This is a genomic window from Pedobacter sp. MC2016-15, from assembly GCF_026239695.1.
Classification (GTDB): domain Bacteria; phylum Bacteroidota; class Bacteroidia; order Sphingobacteriales; family Sphingobacteriaceae; genus Pedobacter.
The window spans coordinates 377,228-391,093 of the sequence record NZ_JAPIVS010000004.1 but is presented as its reverse complement, the minus strand read 5'-3'; the positions used below and the strand labels follow the sequence as shown (position 1 = coordinate 391,093).

Below are 13,866 nucleotides of genomic sequence, written 5' to 3'. Positions count from 1 at the left end.
TAATGAACAAATGATGACTGAAGAACAGATCATAAGAGCGGGCGACGTGTTGTCAGATCCGCGGAACCAGAAGGAGGAAATCCAGGCTTTGCAGGATACCATGTATGTTGTGGGTGGCAAGTGGCGCTTGCTGATCATCAATTCTATATGCAATGGCAACAAGAGATTTCGCGAAATTCAGAGAAGCATACCCGGACTAACCACTAAAATGCTCTCCAGGGAACTGAAAGACATGGAAGCAAACCAACTGATCAAGCGGACGGTCACAGATGCAAAACCTCTTATGGTGGAATATGAAGAAACAGATTACTGCCTTTCCTTTGGTGGCATCATCCTGGAGATGATCAGCTGGGGCAAAAAACACCGGGAGCGCATCAAGAGGGTTTAAAGGTCGGGGACCGAAATGCCCGATCAGGCTTCCAATATGTCCACTTCAGGTTATCAGTCATTTACATACCGCGATAGCGAAGCTAAATTTGTTTTGTCAACAGATCGCAGAAGATCTGCAGACATATAAAATTAAAGCCAATCGCAATTCATATGGAAAATCTAAATGTTATTAACCGCCGCCGTTTTTTGGGTATTGCCGGTATCGGTGCAGCAGTACTGCAGTTCACAGGATTAAACACCCTGCAGGCAAGTCCAGCAGAAAAACTTGAGTTATCTTCTGCCAGAACAAATCCGCGCATTTTTACCGACATCAGGCAAGTAAAAACTTCGGTACTCGACATCGGCTATGCAGAAGAAGGACCGGCAGATGGTCCTGTAGTGATCCTCCTTCATGGATGGCCTTACGATATACACAGCTACAGCGAGGTATCCCCCCTGCTGACAGCCCAGGGTTACAGGGTGCTGATTCCCCACCTCCGCGGACATGGTACTACGACATTCCTTTCCGCAAAATCTGCGCGTAACGGCCAGCAGGCTGCCATTGCTAAAGATATCATCGAATTTATGGACGCCCTGAAAATCAAGAGCGCCGTAGTAGCGGGTTTCGACTGGGGTGCGCGGACAGCAGATATTATGGCTGCACTATGGCCAGAACGCTGCAAAGCGCTGATTTCCGTAAGTGGATACCTCATCGGTAGTCAGGAAGGCAACAAAAAGCCACTGATACCCGTAGCTGAGCAGAGCTGGTGGTACCAGTACTATTTTGCAACTCAAAGAGGTTATGACGGTTACAAAGCAAACACCAACGCTTTTGCAAAACTCATCTGGCAAACGGCATCTCCAAAATGGAAATTCGATGACGCTACTTTTGACCGCTCAGCGGCTTCATTTCTCAATCCCGACCATGTGGACATCGTGATCCACAATTACCGCTGGCGTCTCGGACTTGCCGAGGGAGAGAGTAAGTACGACGTTTACGAGAAAAAGCTGGCTACCCTTCCGGCGATCACGATCCCAGCGATCACACTTGAAGGAGATGCTAATGGTGCTCCACATCCAAAACCACAGGACTATGCATTCAGGTTTAAGGGCAAATACAAACATTATACACAGGAAGGCGGCATTGGCCACAACTTTCCTCAGGAAGCGCCCAAAGTATTCGCAGATGCAGTAATTGAAGCCGCCGGAATGGCAAATACTTAGATATATTCATTTACCAAACAAACTAAGACAACATGGAAAATCAACCAATTATTGAAACGACTAACACCGCAGGAAACCAGATTACTAAAGTGCTTTATACCGGCAGGGTACATATCACCGGCGGACGTGACGGAGCAGCAAGAAGCAGCGACGACCGACTTAGTGTAAGCCTTTCTTCACCTGGCGGACCGGGTAATGGCACCAATCCGGAACAATTATTTGCCGCCGGATGGTCGGCCTGTTTTATCGGCGCAATGAAGCTCAGCGCAGCAGCATTACATATCACTTTGCCAGCAGATACTGCGATTGATGCGGAGGTTGATCTGGCAACGGGGGACCAGGGTTATTCACTGCAGGCACGTCTGAACATCAGCTTACCGGATCTGCCGCTGGAAGATGCACTTAAGGTGATCCAGGCTGCACATCAAACCTGTCCCTACTCAAAAGCTACCCGTGGCAATATCAACGTGGAGATCAATTTAGCGATATAATAGCTCCAGCCCGGCAATCGAGATGCCGGGCTTATATTTTAAAGAGCATCCGGTACACCAACTCTTTACGTTCAGCGAGGATTTTACCGAAATCATTTTTAGACAACTGAAAAAATTGCTGATACAAAGGCGACATGATAATCGGATAGGACAGTAAAGAAAAGAGATTGATTAAAAAATGCACCGGGTTCATCTTTTCGATGTTGCCCGCCTCCATTTCCGCGGCCACCTCTGCCAGAAAAGATACCACAGGTCCCTCCTTAATTTTCGAAATCAGCGTATGTCCTGCCCGGTTCATCTCTGTAACCATAAAGGTTTCCTCATAGGGAAATTCACTCATTTCTGTGAGATAGATATCCATCAGCTCATCTACTTTCTTTGGAAAAGGATGATCAGAAAGCATAGCCTGATCCAGCTTTAAACTCAGGACAGTCATTGATTCCTGGAATACCTGGGAGATGAGCTGATCCCTGGTTCGGTAGTAGTAATGAAGCGCAGAGCGATTCATACCCGCAGCATCTGCAATATCCTGTGTAGTGGCATGTAGCTTTCCTTCAGAAAACAACAGTCGCTTTGCCGCAGCTTTTATCAATTGATCAGTTCCTGTATCTTTTAATGGCATAGGTATTTATTTCATGATAGATTAATCTCTCGGTCGATCCCGATGTCAGCGATAAAATGCTGATCGTGAGAAATGATCACTAAGGTTCCATGATAACTTTTAACGGCTTCAGTCAGTATCTCAAGACTTTTGATATCCAGGTTATTTGTCGGCTCATCCAGTATCAGCAAGTCAGGAGTGTTGTTGCTTACCGCCAGGCAGCAGAGTGAGAGCTTCATCTTTTCACCACCACTCAGGTCTTCAGTTTTTCTTTCCCATGACGCTTTAGGAAACTGAGAATAGATCAGCAACGACTTCAGCTGATGCTCCTCCAGCTGTCGTGTGTTATCAAATGAGAGCTGCTCAACTACAGTCAGGTCTGGTCTTAGCGAAGAATAATCCTGATCCAGATACAAATACCGGAAAGGATTGCGTTTTATCGTTCCTTCGCTGGGCTCCATTACTCCGGTGATCAGGTTAATCAGCGTAGATTTCCCTGCACCATTATTTCCCGAAATAAACAACCGGTCCCCCGATCGCAATTGAAAGCTCAAAGGTTTCCACAAAGCTTTATCACTATAACTGAAACTCATTTTTTCTGCCTCTACCAAGACCTTTCCATGGTGCATATCTGAAGCAGCAATATCAATTTTCAGCACCAGGTGCTGCTGTATCCGGGAACGTATCTGCTGGATCTGGTCTGCTATACCTGATGTTTTTTCCTGCTGTTTATCCAGTATTTTTGCAGTGCTCTGCTCAGCTTTGATCTTCAGACCACCGGCAATAATCCTCGGCAGAGAATTGCTTTGTCCCTGAGCCTTTCCCCGTGCCTCCTGCTTCTGTCTCTGTTCTGCCAGATCGCGGGCTTTCTGCTGTGTTTGCTTTAAAGATTTTGATTGCTCCTCCAGTTGCGACTGCAGTGCATGCAGCTTCCCATGTTTTTGCTCTGCATAGAAATCGTAATTGCCGCCAAACACTTCCAGGCCAAAGGCCGAGAGCTCTATAGTTTTGTTGATCAGGTTGAGCAAATGCCTGTCATGGCTGACCATCAGAATGGTTGCACGGCTGGATAAAATATACGCATAGAGTTTTGCCCGGCTAGCGGCATCCAGATGGTTGGTCGGTTCATCAAGTAAGATGACCGAAGGCTGCCATATCATGATTCCTGCCAGAAATACTTTCGTCTTTTCCCCGCCACTTAGCTCTTGCATCAGCTGTGCCGGAGACAGGTGGCCGATATCCCATTCGTTTAGAGCGTCATTCACTTTATCTTCGATCTCCCAATCATCCTCCAGCTGATCAAAAAGCAGCGGATCAGCATCACCAGCGGCGATCGCACGGAATGCATGAAGTTTTTTATCCACCCCAAGGGTCTGCGCAATGGAAAAAGCATCATACTGCCCCAGATGCTGTGGTACAAACCATGGTTTTTCAGCCACATTCAGTTCCCCCCCTGATGCGGATAACTGCCCCGCAATAATCTGCAGCAAGGTAGATTTACCCGCACCGTTGTTGCCTACCAGTGCCGCTTTATCAGCTCTGGCAATACTTAGATTGAGCTGCTCAAATAGCACCTCTTTATCCGGATGTACATAACTTAAGGAATTGATAATAATGCTCATAAAGGACCCCAAAGATAGTCAACATTTTTATTAAACAAAATTGTTGACTATAATTATATGTTTATATTTGAGCAGAAACCGGTTCGGAGGCCGATTGTCTGCTTCAGCAATCAAATTGTCCGGTTTATGGCTTGGCATAGTGCTAAAGCAGCTTAATATCAGTAATTTTAATCCTTATGAACAATAAGATCAGGATTGCGCCTGTGGTGATCTGGGGAAGCTCCATCTTTCTGGGTCTGCTTTCCTCAGTGCCTCAAATAGCCGCTATGCACTTCAATACCCTGGAAGCGCTGGTCAACGCTGGTATCACTGCTACCTTCGCAGTGGTGATGTGGTATTTTAACATTTTCATGTTATCGCGGCCGGTTAAAAAAGCAAAACAATCCATTTCATATGCCCGCCTGCTTGAAAGTCTGCTCTTCGGAATGCTCGTGATGTTTGCACTGGCATGGATACAGCAGCTCATCCTTTCGCATATCAACTTCGGACCGGTGATGTTGATGGTTGAAGTCAGGGGTATACTCATTAACCTGGTTTTTTACATGTTCCTCCACCTGATACAGCAAAATTATGAGAACCAGACAGTAAATATGGAACTGGAACGGATCAAAAGCGATAACCTTGGTGCACAGTATGAATTGTTAAAACAGCAAGTGAATCCACATTTTCTTTTCAATAGTCTGAATACTTTAAAGGCAATGGTAGAAACGGAAGATCCTGATGCGGTGGATTTTATATTGAAGCTCTCCAATTTTTACCGGTATACGCTGGAGAGCAGGAAGCTCGACCTGATCCATGTGTCTGAGGAAATGGAAATTGTAAAAGCATATTTGTTTTTACAGAATGCACGGTTTGAGGGTGGTTTTACATTTCAGAATGAACTGCCGGAAGAAGCTCTGGCAACGCTGATCCCTCCCTTTACCCTCCAGCTGCTGGTAGAGAATTGCATCAAGCATAATGTGGTTTCACTGGACAAACCTCTGCATATCCGCTTGTTTGGAGATACGGAACATATTATCATTGAGAACCCTATCAGACTTAAAACCGGCGATCATCATTCGCTGGGTGTAGGGCTCAAGAATGTTCAGCTGAGGTACGGCCATCTGCTGGAGAAGGAAATAGAAATTATAAACGACGGTAAAATCTTTCAAATTAAACTACCCATTATAAATGAATATAGTCATCATTGAAGACGAGATAAAAACGGCGAAGTCGCTGGAAAATATGATCTTAAGCCTGCGCCCTGATGCCCGGATCACAGGACAGTATCAAAGCATTGAAAGCTCGGTTGAAGCCCTGAAAGCCAATGCACAGCCTGATCTGATTTTCATGGACATACAGCTGGCGGACGGTTTGTCATTTGAGATATTCAAAGCAGTAAAAATCACTTGTCCGGTTGTGTTTTGTACAGCTTTCGACGAATATTCGCTGGAGGCTTTCAAAAGAAACGGGGTAGATTATGTGGTGAAGCCATTTTCGAAGGATGATATCAAAAATGCATTTGCAAAAGTGGATGAGCTGAAGAACTTTTTTCAGCAGCAGGTGGTACCCGATCTGGGCGATCTGCTGGCAAAGTTAGGTACATCTCCGGCCAAAACGAGTTTTCTGGTATTCAAGAATCAGAAATATGCTACAGTGCAGATAACTGATATTGCGTTTTTTTATATCCGCAATGACAGCACATCAATTATGTGTTTTGATCAGCAGGAATTTTCACTGACACAATCACTCGATCAGGTAGCCGCGTCGGTTTCCTCACAGCAATTTTTCAGGGTAAACAGGCAGTATCTTGTTAATTTTAAAGCCATTAAAGAAGTGGAACATTATTTCCTGCGCAAGCTATACGTAAAACTCAGTATTGAAACACCTGAGAAACTGCTGATCAACAAAGAAAAATCACACAGCTTTCTCAGGTGGATGGAAGAACGTTAGTCCGGCTGGCTTAATTTTTCAGGAAAGCATTTACTGCAGTCACGAATTTAAGATGATTCTGGAAAAACCCCGCATGTCCGGCATCAGGATAGATATCCAGTCGGGCATTTGGAAAGCTTTTGGACATGTTAACAGCATTGACCACCGGCACCGGGATATCATTCTCTCCCTGTGCGATATAAACAGGCTGCGTAACCTTTGTAAGCTCATTTAATGCCTCAGGATAAGGCTGTGCCCAGCCCAGTACTGCAGTCACTTCTGCTAGGCTACTTTCAGCGCTGAGAACTCCATCCCGATTAAGCTGCCTTTGCTGTGTCCTGAGGTAAGAGGCCTTTCCGGCTGCAATACTGCTGGCCGAGCTGGTAAATCCTATCTTCAGAAAACCTTCTTCCGGACTCAGTCCCGACGTTGATGCGAGTACTTTGGGAAGGTCACTCAGCCCCAGGCTTCCTTTCGGCCCCGTACCTGTCAGCACCAGCTTATTAACCAGTCCGGGCTCTGTCAGAACGATTTGCTGAGATATGAAGCTACCCATAGAGAATCCCATCAGGTTCACTTTAGTGTAGCCCAGCGATCGGATAAAGTTTACCACACCCTTAGCCATATCCGGAATGTTGTCTGGAGTTTTCCCCGTTGACGAAGCTACCCCTTCAATATCAAAAATGATCACTTTGTTTTCCCGGGCAAGACCGTTAGTAACCGCCGGATCCCAATCATCCATTGAGCCGCCTAATGCCGAAATCATCACCAGTGGTATTCCAGCCTGATTGCCCAGTGTCCGGTAGGCGTATTGTGCATCTCCCGTTTTTGCAAACTTCGTTACCGCCGTCTGGTGATAATCTGCTTGCTCATCTGGAACTTCAGTCTCCTGATGATCCTTTTTACAGGAACTTAAGCCCAGCCCAAGTAAAACTAAAAGTCCGGCTCTCCTGATTAATGTTGTTGTGTTTTTCATTTCCATCACTGCTGCATTTAAGTAAGTCATACCCAAAAGTAGATAGAGAGCAGCATGGCCCACAGTTGAGAGTGTCTGAACCGGACAAATCTTCAGCTGGTGTAGACAGAGACCCGACCGGATCAAACAATATGGAAGTTGATTGACTTGGCAACTAGCTCTGTGAGTGAGGTGACCTGTAGTTTGATGTATATATTTTTGATATGGCTCCGAACAGTTTCATAGGATATATTCAACTCAAAACCTATCATTTTATAACTTTTACCCTTCACAATATAGGTCAGAACTTCCTTCTCACGGACTGTCAGTTTATAGTCTACAACTGAAGGTTCTACGGGGCATTCTTTACGTTTCACCATTTCTATCACTCGTTTTGCCACCTGAGGACTCATGGATGAGCCACCCGCACGGATCTCCCTGATCGACTGTACCAGTTTATCCTTCAGGTCACTCTTAAAAATATAACCGGAGGCACCTGCCTGTAAGGCATGATAGATCTCACTATCTTCTTCCGTTGAAGTTTCAATGAGTATCTGAATGTGGGGGAAATGTTTTCTAAGCAGGTCAATCGCTGAACCTCCCCTCTCCCCTGCGATCGTGATATCCATGATCACCAGGTCAGGTGCCGACTGACGCAGGTTTTCTATAAATTCATTCACATTACCATATACACCCACAATCTCCATCTGCAACTCAAATTTCAGTAATTGCAGAATGCTATTGCGTACATTCCTGTTCTCCTCGAATACAGCGATGCGGATAACAGGACGGATAAAGCTGTCATTTTTAATCTGATACATTTCTTTTTGCATAAATTCATCCTCGTCAATACCTTACAGATCTGGATACCAGATCAAATGACGGCTTATCACTTCGGCTTTACAACTAAATGTTGTGTGAGTTCGACATATCAGTCCTTAAAGCAGACAAATCCGTTCTTTATCCCGCCACCTGTTTGCTCAGGCCATGGTCAGCTTCAACGACCAACTCCTCAGCAGAACAGTGTGCCGGATCACAGTTAATGATAATTCTCGTACCCAGATTGGTTTGAAAACAGATCTCGGCATTGATATCATGGCAAAGACCTTTAATCAGCTCAATTCCCAGCGACTGGCAGGCCTGCTCTCCTCCATTGCATGGCATGCCAATTCCGTCGTCAGCTATCGTGAGTATCAATTCCTGCTGATACTGATAAAAGATAACTGATATTGTTCCTTTCTTATTTGCGGGAAAAGCATACTTAATGGCATTTGTCACCGCTTCATTGATGATCAATCCAAAAGGGATGGCATGTGAAGCACTGAGTGATATCGCGGCAACGTCAATTTCAAACTTGATCCTTTCGGGGATATCAAAACTTCTTCTCAGATTTGAAACAAGTTCAGGTACATACTCAGCCATATTGATAGTTTTGATATCCTCTGAGCGATACAGTTTCTGATGGATAAGGGACATCGCAAAAATGCGGTTCTGACTCGTTTCCACAGCTTTCAGTGCATCATCTTTAAGATATCTTGCCTGTGATTCCAGCAGACATATGAGGGTATGCAGGTTATTTTTTACCCGATGGTGCACCTCCTTGATCAGCCAGTCCTTTTCAGACAGAAAACGCTGCAGTGCTTCATTTTGCTGACTGATCAGCAGGTTATTTTTTCTTGCAGTGACGATCTGACGAATCAGCAACAATGTAATTACGAAGAGCATGAACGCGCCTGCTATAATCCAGTTTCTGGAAGCTTTAGCCTGATTCAGAGCCTGAGCTAAATCTGGATTGCCATTGAGGTTACTCATACTCTCTGCAAAGGATGTGAGCGCCAGGCTAATGAGGAGGATTAAAATAAGGATTTGCCGTTTCATGATCTGTAGAGTTTTTGCGCTGATTTTATATTATTTTTTACTGTGCGTAGCCAGGATTCTGCTCACCTATCCCGGGATTGGCAATAAATTCATCAGCAGGAAGGGGAAGTATATACTGCTGTTTTGAGCTGATAGAGGGTTTTAGCTGTGACACCACTGCCAGAGGTAGACGCAGTAAAGCCATCCAGTCGGCTCCATCTTCCCCCAATAGGTTTCGTGCGATCTCAAGATAGTTCTGCATCAGCAGCTCATCAATAGTGGCAGCAGCTTCCAGTGCAGTAAAGTCTGTCACGCCAGCTCCAGACATCACAGCTCTAAGCAGCTGTCTGGCCTGTTGAAGATTGCCCCCGGATCTGATCACTGCTTCTGATTCCAGCAGATATACTTCGCTTAAGCGGAAAACGTAGGAAGTCTCTGACAACTGGCTGGGCTGTGCACCATAGGCGATATATTTCTGAAAATACCAGGTACCAGGACTAATAAGCGTATAATCACTCGCCGCACCAACCATCCATTTACCTCTGGGATCAGTTGCCAGCAGATCCTTTAAAGTTTGTTTGGCTACCCATAGGTCAACTTGCCCGGGATAATAAGCACGACTCAGACTCAGCAAATTCTTCTCCTGACCGCTATTCGGTTGTATACCTAAAATCACCTCAGCACTGGATAAGCCCTTCACGTAAAACAAATCTTTGAGGTTATTCTCCAGTTTGTAACGACCCGATTGCCTGATGGTTTCAGCCAGGCTGATTACCTGCTGATAATCATCAGTCCCGGCGCGGCTAATCAACACCCGCATCTTTAAAGCCATGGCTGCCCATCTCGTGGCATAATATGGGGGGCGCGATACCGCTGCATTCGCAATCGCATAGTCCAGGTCGGCATTGATAAAATCGTAGCTTGTCCTCACATCGCTCCTGCCCTGCGCCAGTTTACTCACTGCCGAAGCTTCCCGCCGGATCAGAATACCAAATCTGCTGGATATATCCCACCATTGCGCAAAATAACTCAGCAGCCGGTAATTGGCGTATGCCCTCAGAAAGCGGGCTTCAGCAAGCATCTCATTTCTCCTGTTCCCTGTAAAAACTTTTGCATCAAGAGCCGTTACACCTTTAATCACATTGTTGGAGGCCTCAACCAGCTGATAGCAATTCTGCCAGATACCTTGTCCAAATTTATTACCCATCTGGATACTATTGGATTCGTCAGGAAATGGAGCACCGTAGCCATTCCCGATAAAGCCAGCGTACAGGCTTCCGGGAATTTCGTGGCCCGACCAGTCTGTAGCATTGTTCGTCATGCCGCCGGCCAGGCGGAAGTAAGCACCATTCAACACATTCTCTGCTGTACTTTGATCTATAATCGCATTCGCATCCACAACCCTGTCCTGAGGTGGCGTACTCAGTTCCTTTGAGCAGGCACCCAGCAATATGGTAGCGATAGTTACCACTATTCTGACGGCTATCTTTTTCATACATCTCTTCATAAATTAAACCTTAAACCAAAACTATATTGCCGCAGGGTCGGGTATGAGGCATCATCCGTATACCCGCCAATTAAACTATAGGGATTATTACTCACCTCGGGATCGGGTCCCGGATATTTAGATATTATCAACAAATTATTACCTGCCAGGTAGATGCTGGCACTGCGAATGCGGAGTTTATCCAGGATCATTTGTGGCAGGTTATAGCTGAAAACCAGCGATTTCAGTTTGATATAGGAAGCATCAAAAACATTGAAGGTAGAAATCCCCTGCTGCGCACCGATCTGCCCCAGCACCAGTGCCGGATTATGGGATTGTGGATTGTCACCGCTGTGATGATCCAGAATATCTCTGAGATGGTTAGTGATATCGGGCAATCCCAGATCGTTTCCCCTGGGCAGATAGATGAGATCGCCTCCATAGGAAAAGCTGAACAAGGTCAGCAGACTGAATCGTTTGTAGGAAAATGTATTGGTAAACCCTCCAAAAAACTCCGGTTCGGCTTTACCAATGATCATCTTCTCCGGACGCCCGGCAGAGGGTCCGGAGCTGACTGTTTGAAATCGCGGTTCACCTGCAGCATTTACACCCAGGTAGCGCGTACCATAAATTGCCCCTACAGGCTCACCTTCGGTCAGGATCGTATTTCCCAGCGTATTGACAGCAAATTCATTGAAAAGTGGCGTTTTCAGCGGATCGGATAAAGTCTGATTCAGTTTGAGAACCCGGGATCGGTTTCCAGACACATTCAGCGTAGTATTCCACTGAAAGCTTTTGTTTTTAATGATATCCGCCCCCAACTCCAATTCAAGTCCGCGGTTTCTGATCGTACCATAGTTCTGTATCGCTGTAGTATATCCTGAGCTTGAGGGCACCTGCAAGGCAATGAGCAGGTCGGCCGACCGCTTACTGTAATACCCAAAACTTCCGCGTAACCTGAAATCAAACAGGGCGAAGTCTATCCCCGCATCCTTCTGCAGCGTCGTTTCCCATTTCGTCTGGTCGTTTCCCAGCTGTGAAGCAACCACAGCTTTGCTGCCCGCATAAATTGCCTCTGTATATATTGTATAAAAAAGGTTATCAGCTATATTCTGCGTGCCGGTGAGCCCCGCACTGGCGCGCAGCTTGAGTTGACTCAGCCAGCTTACATCCTTCAGAAAGCTTTCTTCATTGATCAGCCATGCCAGTCCTGCAGATGGAAAATAGCCCACCCTGTTATTCACCGGGAATTTGGATGAGGCATCCGACCTTCCTGTAAAAGTGACAAGATATTTGTCACTATAGGCATAATTTGCCCGCAGATAAAAGCTCAGCAGTGCCGCGCGGTCACTGAGCTGGGCAGGGTGATAAGTAGAGAAAGTATTTAATTTTGATTGTTGCCAGGATGCCCCTCCCAATAAAACCAGGCGGTTTCTGGGATTAAACTGCTTTTCCCAGGTCAGCGTATTCTCGTAGAAAAGTGCTGTTTCCTGCGTTTCGCCCTGTGTGGTAATCCCTCCATTTGGGCTGGGATCCGGTGCCGCGATGAATACCGTTGCAGGCACATAATTATACTGACGGTAGGTATTGTAATTCAAAGCAAATGTGCTTTTGAACTTTAATGATTTCCTGATATCATATTCCAGCGAGAGCGAGCCCAGCAGCGTAGCTGTATTGGCATGGTTCCTCCCCTGAAGCAAGTTAAAAGGATTTTGCACACCTTCCGCAAGAAAACTTCCTTCAAAGCCGGAAAGAAATTTCTTTGGCGAGCCATCCGGTTCAAAGGGTGCAAAATTCGGTGGAGCTAAAACCGCCGAGGTATATACTCCATTACTGATATTATTGCTGGTAAAACCATAATCCAGATTACTCAGGAGACGTATATGTGTATTGATATCGTTATCTATAGATATCTTCCCTGCAATACGGCTAAAATCCGTCCCCAATACAACACCAGTGCTGCGATTATAGGAAAATGAGGTATAGTATCTCGAATCATTGCCGCCCCCACGAATATTGATATCTGCATTTTGCACTTGTCCCACACGGGTAACGAGGTCAATCCAGTTGGTATTGTTTTGAAAATATGCAGGGTCGGATAAGATGGATTCCGCAATATAATAATGTGGAAGCCCGCTTTCGTCCTGCATGCGGTTTAAATTGGCAGCCCCTTCTTTGAGTATCGATGCATACTCTGGCCCATTGAGCACATTGAGCGTTCTGGGAGTACTGAAAGCCTGATAATAATTAACTTCTACAGCCGACTTTTGATTTCTGACCCCTTTTTTCGTCGTGATGATTACCACACCATTCGCGGCCTTGGATCCAAAAATCGCTGTTGCCGATGCATCTTTTAAGATGTCGATAGATTCGATATCGTTGATATTCAGCAGCGCAAGAGTGTTCAAACCACGGGAATAAGAGGAACCTACAGTTGTTCGTGCTGAAGGATCCAGCGTGAGGTATTCTATTGGATGTGTCAGGTCTGCAGCCGCCTGGATATACCTGTTCTCAATGGTTACCTGTACCCCATCGATCACATATAGTGGATCATTCCCACCGATGATCGAGGCAGCACCCCTGATCCTGATCTTTGCCAATCCTCCCGGCGAACCATCGCCCTGCACCACCTGCACACCCGCCGCCTGTCCAGACAATGCCTGGTCGACCGAAGTATAGGCTGTGTTTTTCAAGTTCTCCATATTCACCGATGAAACCGCACCGGTCAGGTCCTTCCTTTTCGAGGAGCCATAACCTACCATCACCACTTCTTCCAGCGCATTAACGCTTTGCTGTAAACGGATGTCAAGTTCAGTACCCTGCAGACCTGTAAGCGAAATCAGCTGAGTTTCATATCCTATATAATTGACTTCAATAAGGGCATCCGCAGGAACATCTGCCAGTGTAAAACTCCCCTTATCATCGGTAGCAGTCTGCCTTTTCAGGTGCTGAACAGCAACCGTAACGCCTGCAAGTGCCTCCCCTTTGCTGTTTGTTACCGTCCCTGTCAGTGTGCGGAGGAATGATTTTATCTTTTCCAGAGCGCCGGATGGCCTGGCTTTTATCACCACCGTCCTGGTACTGATCATATACGTGAGCGGTTGTCCTTCAAAGACTTTCTTCAGCACCTCTTCAAAATTAGCTGAGCTGATCTTTAAAGTAACCGGTCTCGCATTTTTCAGGTCGTTTTCTGAGTATACAAAGTTGTATCCACTTTGTGCCTTCAACTCTGCAAAAACCTGCCTGATCGGAGCCTGACGAACAGAAAGGCTGATGCGCTGCGCAAAAGAGAATGCGCTGAGCATCATCATCAGGATCAATATGAAAAGGCTTCGTATGTTCATTATCAA

The 13,866-nt window shown here is 45.9% G+C and carries 12 protein-coding genes; 5 read left to right on the top strand and 7 right to left on the bottom strand.

Annotated features, from left to right (window positions below):
• The first annotated feature begins 10 nt into the window (after window positions 1-10).
• From OQY15_RS14375 to OQY15_RS14365, 3 genes are all read left to right on the top strand, one after another.
• The gene (locus OQY15_RS14375) at window positions 11-388 is read left to right on the top strand and encodes a helix-turn-helix domain-containing protein (protein WP_265792479.1); all 378 of its coding nucleotides are present in this window, start codon (window positions 11-13) and stop codon (window positions 386-388) included.
• A gap of 152 nt (window positions 389-540) precedes the next feature.
• Window positions 541-1,593 carry an alpha/beta hydrolase gene (locus OQY15_RS14370; protein WP_265792478.1) on the top strand — a complete coding sequence of 351 codons (1,053 nt, stop codon included), beginning with the start codon at window positions 541-543 and terminating at the stop codon, window positions 1,591-1,593.
• Window positions 1,594-1,625: 32 nt separating this feature from the next.
• A complete protein-coding gene (locus OQY15_RS14365; protein ID WP_265792477.1) occupies window positions 1,626-2,084 on the top strand; it encodes an organic hydroperoxide resistance protein in 459 nt (152 codons plus the stop codon).
• 31 nt (window positions 2,085-2,115) lie between these two features.
• On the opposite strand, the gene OQY15_RS14360 is transcribed toward OQY15_RS14365, so the two are convergent.
• Together OQY15_RS14360 and OQY15_RS14355 are read right to left on the bottom strand one after the other, a co-directional pair.
• Window positions 2,116-2,706, bottom strand: a complete 591-nt coding sequence (locus tag OQY15_RS14360; RefSeq protein WP_265792476.1) for a TetR/AcrR family transcriptional regulator — start codon at window positions 2,704-2,706, stop codon at window positions 2,116-2,118.
• A gap of 11 nt (window positions 2,707-2,717) precedes the next feature.
• The gene (locus OQY15_RS14355; protein ID WP_265792475.1) at window positions 2,718-4,307 is read right to left on the bottom strand and encodes an ABC-F family ATP-binding cassette domain-containing protein; all 1,590 of its coding nucleotides are present in this window, start codon (window positions 4,305-4,307) and stop codon (window positions 2,718-2,720) included.
• 176 nt (window positions 4,308-4,483) lie between these two features.
• Here OQY15_RS14355 and OQY15_RS14350 point away from each other — a divergent pair, with 176 nt between their 5' ends.
• Both OQY15_RS14350 and OQY15_RS14345 read left to right on the top strand, forming a co-directional pair.
• On the top strand, window positions 4,484-5,497 hold the full coding sequence (locus OQY15_RS14350) for a histidine kinase (protein WP_265792474.1): 1,014 nt from the start codon (window positions 4,484-4,486) through the stop codon (window positions 5,495-5,497).
• Entirely contained in the window at window positions 5,478-6,239 is a 762-nt protein-coding gene (locus tag OQY15_RS14345) for a LytTR family DNA-binding domain-containing protein (protein ID WP_265792473.1), read from the top strand. Before OQY15_RS14350 ends, OQY15_RS14345 begins: the two co-directional genes overlap by 20 nt.
• Before the next feature lie 10 nt (window positions 6,240-6,249).
• Here the strand turns inward: OQY15_RS14345 and OQY15_RS14340 are convergent, their stop codons facing one another.
• The 5 genes from OQY15_RS14340 to OQY15_RS14320 all read right to left on the bottom strand — a co-directional run bounded on the left by OQY15_RS14340 (window position 6,250) and on the right by OQY15_RS14320 (window position 13,860).
• A complete protein-coding gene (locus OQY15_RS14340; RefSeq protein WP_265792472.1) occupies window positions 6,250-7,224 on the bottom strand; it encodes an alpha/beta hydrolase in 975 nt (324 codons plus the stop codon).
• A gap of 92 nt (window positions 7,225-7,316) precedes the next feature.
• Window positions 7,317-7,994: a response regulator transcription factor gene (locus OQY15_RS14335; protein WP_265792471.1), complete on the bottom strand. Its 678-nt coding sequence runs from the start codon at window positions 7,992-7,994 to the stop codon at window positions 7,317-7,319.
• Window positions 7,995-8,133: 139 nt separating this feature from the next.
• Window positions 8,134-9,051 (bottom strand): sensor histidine kinase, encoded by a 918-nt coding sequence (locus OQY15_RS14330; RefSeq protein ID WP_265792470.1) that lies wholly within the window; start codon window positions 9,049-9,051, stop codon window positions 8,134-8,136.
• 37 nt (window positions 9,052-9,088) lie between these two features.
• Window positions 9,089-10,525, bottom strand: a complete 1,437-nt coding sequence (locus OQY15_RS14325) for a RagB/SusD family nutrient uptake outer membrane protein (protein WP_265792469.1) — start codon at window positions 10,523-10,525, stop codon at window positions 9,089-9,091.
• Window positions 10,526-10,533: 8 nt separating this feature from the next.
• Window positions 10,534-13,860 carry a SusC/RagA family TonB-linked outer membrane protein gene (locus OQY15_RS14320; RefSeq protein WP_265792468.1) on the bottom strand — a complete coding sequence of 1,109 codons (3,327 nt, stop codon included), beginning with the start codon at window positions 13,858-13,860 and terminating at the stop codon, window positions 10,534-10,536.
• Window positions 13,861-13,866 lie beyond the last annotated feature (6 nt).

Bases quoted from the DNA above. Each gene is read 5' to 3' on its own strand.
- OQY15_RS14325 (WP_265792469.1), bottom strand. From the start codon at position 10,525: ATGAAAAAGATAGCCGTCAGAATAGTGGTAACTATCGCTACCATATTG.
- OQY15_RS14345 (WP_265792473.1), top strand. From the start codon at position 5,478: ATGAATATAGTCATCATTGAAGACGAGATAAAAACGGCGAAGTCGCTG.
- OQY15_RS14370 (WP_265792478.1), top strand. From the start codon at position 541: ATGGAAAATCTAAATGTTATTAACCGCCGCCGTTTTTTGGGTATTGCC.
- OQY15_RS14365 (WP_265792477.1), top strand. From the start codon at position 1,626: ATGGAAAATCAACCAATTATTGAAACGACTAACACCGCAGGAAACCAG.
- OQY15_RS14360 (WP_265792476.1), bottom strand. From the start codon at position 2,706: ATGCCATTAAAAGATACAGGAACTGATCAATTGATAAAAGCTGCGGCA.
- OQY15_RS14335 (WP_265792471.1), bottom strand. From the start codon at position 7,994: ATGTATCAGATTAAAAATGACAGCTTTATCCGTCCTGTTATCCGCATC.
- OQY15_RS14340 (WP_265792472.1), bottom strand. From the start codon at position 7,224: ATGACTTACTTAAATGCAGCAGTGATGGAAATGAAAAACACAACAACA.
- OQY15_RS14375 (WP_265792479.1), top strand. From the start codon at position 11: ATGATGACTGAAGAACAGATCATAAGAGCGGGCGACGTGTTGTCAGAT.
- OQY15_RS14350 (WP_265792474.1), top strand. From the start codon at position 4,484: ATGAACAATAAGATCAGGATTGCGCCTGTGGTGATCTGGGGAAGCTCC.
- OQY15_RS14355 (WP_265792475.1), bottom strand. From the start codon at position 4,307: ATGAGCATTATTATCAATTCCTTAAGTTATGTACATCCGGATAAAGAG.
- OQY15_RS14330 (WP_265792470.1), bottom strand. From the start codon at position 9,051: ATGAAACGGCAAATCCTTATTTTAATCCTCCTCATTAGCCTGGCGCTC.
- OQY15_RS14320 (WP_265792468.1), bottom strand. From the start codon at position 13,860: ATGAACATACGAAGCCTTTTCATATTGATCCTGATGATGATGCTCAGC.